Raw genomic sequence first — 1966 nt, forward strand, 5'->3', positions numbered from 1 at the left:
CGCGTTCTATCCCCATCTCTCCACAAGTTACGTATGTCAATAACAGGCTTTATTCGGTATTTATCCCAGCACTTTGTTATTAGTTTTGTATCATCATACCCTCTATCTGCCACCATGGTTTCCGCCCTCTTGAGTATTTCTGCTTGCTTTTCCTCCATCCGTTCCAGCATTCGATGCCCCTCTTTTATGTCAGACTCCGACGCTTTCGTTAAACTGAATATTATCGGAAGTTCATAGGTCGCGTCAACTATCAGATGCAGTTTGTACCCAAACCATTTCACGATCTTCTCCCATGCCTTACCGTTCTCGTACACCCCTCTATATTCCTTCCTGCCATAGTCCGCATCTGTATCCCGGCGACCGTCTGTTTCTCCCTTTTTATTTTTGTGTTTGGCAAATGATGAAATTGCCTTACTGTCCATAGCCAGGTTCTTGCCAAAGTCCGGTAACATTTCAGACAATTGCTTCACCATTTTATCGAACATCTCGTCTATTAAATTCTCTTGTTTCATCAGCGCCTTTAAAAACCGGGTGTATGCCCAGGGCGACGGTACTTGTTCTGTCTACTCAAATAGCTTAATTTGTGGTATAATAGCCATAACAGGCATCCCTCCCTGGGTAAGATTGTTTGTCTTTTCAATTTCAATTTTTTCACAGGTGGGTGCCTGTTGCTTATTTTTTACAACATTTGAGGCTGGGGTGAATTTTTCCCTCAGCCTCTTGTTTTGCGCTAAAAACCCTTTCCTATACACCTTTTTCTGGGGTAAATTTATTTTTGACATTTCGCTAATCCCTTGGCCTGTCAGGATTATCTGACAGCGCAATTAGCTCTTAAAAGAAAATGCGGGCATTGTGAAAACACCGCACAAGCCCGCTGCCAACCATCCGTGGCGACAACCAATAATCGCTAATAAGAAGATACCAAAACGAGCTTGATTTGTCCATAAGTATTTGAAATATCCTTTCACCCCTTGATTTTCTGTGCACCTGGGCCGTGAATGGGTCCGTCGCCACTTCTTTGCCATCAAGACCGGTTACAGCCACCCAGTAGTTGCTTTTCCCTTTTACCCATTAGTAGTGCTCCTGTCCCATACATTCCACTCTGATCACTTTCTGGCCCCCGAGGTCCAGTTCCTGACGGCCGGTAAAAACCGGACTGGCCGGCATTTTCTCATCCATTTGCCTGAACAGAGCCGCCGCTGCTTCCGCACTGGCGGATACGGATACCCACAGAGTTACTTCCTTTTCACCATTACGGTAGCTGGCGATATATCCTTCCGCCAGGTCAATGGGTTTTCCGTGCATCATGGCAATCTGCCGTATTGCTTCCGGCCCGGTAACCAGCTCTACCCGGGGCAAGGAAGCGAGCTGCTGTGGCACGATTTCACCACTGCCCTGGCCCTGCTGCTTAGTATTCCAACCTGGCATTAGCCGCCAGAACACTGCCAGTATAGCCAGCAGGACAAAGATAATCAGAGTATACTTCCAGCTTTTTTTCATATTATCCCTCCTGACGCAGCTCCCGGGCCAGCCTGCACCCGGTAGGTGTGGCCGCCAGCCCCCCCAGGGCTGTTTCCTTCAGTGTAGCGGGCAGGGCCTGCCCCACCTGATACATGGCCAGAATCACTTCATCCACGGGAATCACGCTTTCCACACCCGCCAGCGCCAGATCGATGGCCACCAGGGCGTTGGCAGCACCGGCAGCATTGCGTTTGATACAGGGCACCTCCACCAGCCCGGCCACCGGATCGCAGACCAGTCCTAGAATATTTTTCAGGGCGATGGCACAGGCATGAGCAGCCTGGGCCGGTGTACCCCCGGCCATTTCCACCACTGCCGCTGCCGCCATGGCGGAGGCACTGCCGCATTCAGCCTGGCACCCTCCCGCAGCTCCCGAAACTCCCGCAACTTTGGCAATTACCATGCCGATGCCGGAAGCGGTAAAAAGAGCCGCCACCTGTTCCTC

At 50.6% G+C, this 1966-nt stretch carries 4 protein-coding genes; all 4 read right to left on the reverse strand.

Features of this window, described 5'->3' with window-relative positions:
* On the reverse strand, positions 1–512 hold a 512-nt coding region (locus tag ULO1_RS14465; RefSeq protein ID WP_143325480.1), incomplete at its 3' end, for a transposase.
* 51 nt (positions 513–563) lie between these two features.
* Entirely contained in the window at positions 564–782 is a 219-nt protein-coding gene (locus ULO1_RS14470; RefSeq protein ID WP_079933802.1) for a hypothetical protein, read from the reverse strand.
* A gap of 289 nt (positions 783–1071) precedes the next feature.
* Positions 1072–1500 (reverse strand): hypothetical protein, encoded by a 429-nt coding sequence (locus ULO1_RS14475; RefSeq protein WP_079933803.1) that lies wholly within the window; start codon positions 1498–1500, stop codon positions 1072–1074.
* A gap of 1 nt (position 1501) precedes the next feature.
* On the reverse strand, positions 1502–1966 hold a 465-nt coding region (locus tag ULO1_RS14480), incomplete at its 5' end, for an L-serine ammonia-lyase, iron-sulfur-dependent, subunit alpha (RefSeq protein WP_200806981.1).

This window comes from Carboxydocella sp. ULO1 (assembly GCF_002049255.1).
Classification (GTDB): domain Bacteria; phylum Bacillota.

Excerpts from the sequence above, each read along its gene's own strand:
- ULO1_RS14475 (WP_079933803.1), bottom strand. The coding sequence starts at position 1,500 with ATGAAAAAAAGCTGGAAGTATACTCTGATTATCTTTGTCCTGCTGGCT.
- ULO1_RS14470 (WP_079933802.1), bottom strand. The coding sequence starts at position 782 with ATGTCAAAAATAAATTTACCCCAGAAAAAGGTGTATAGGAAAGGGTTT.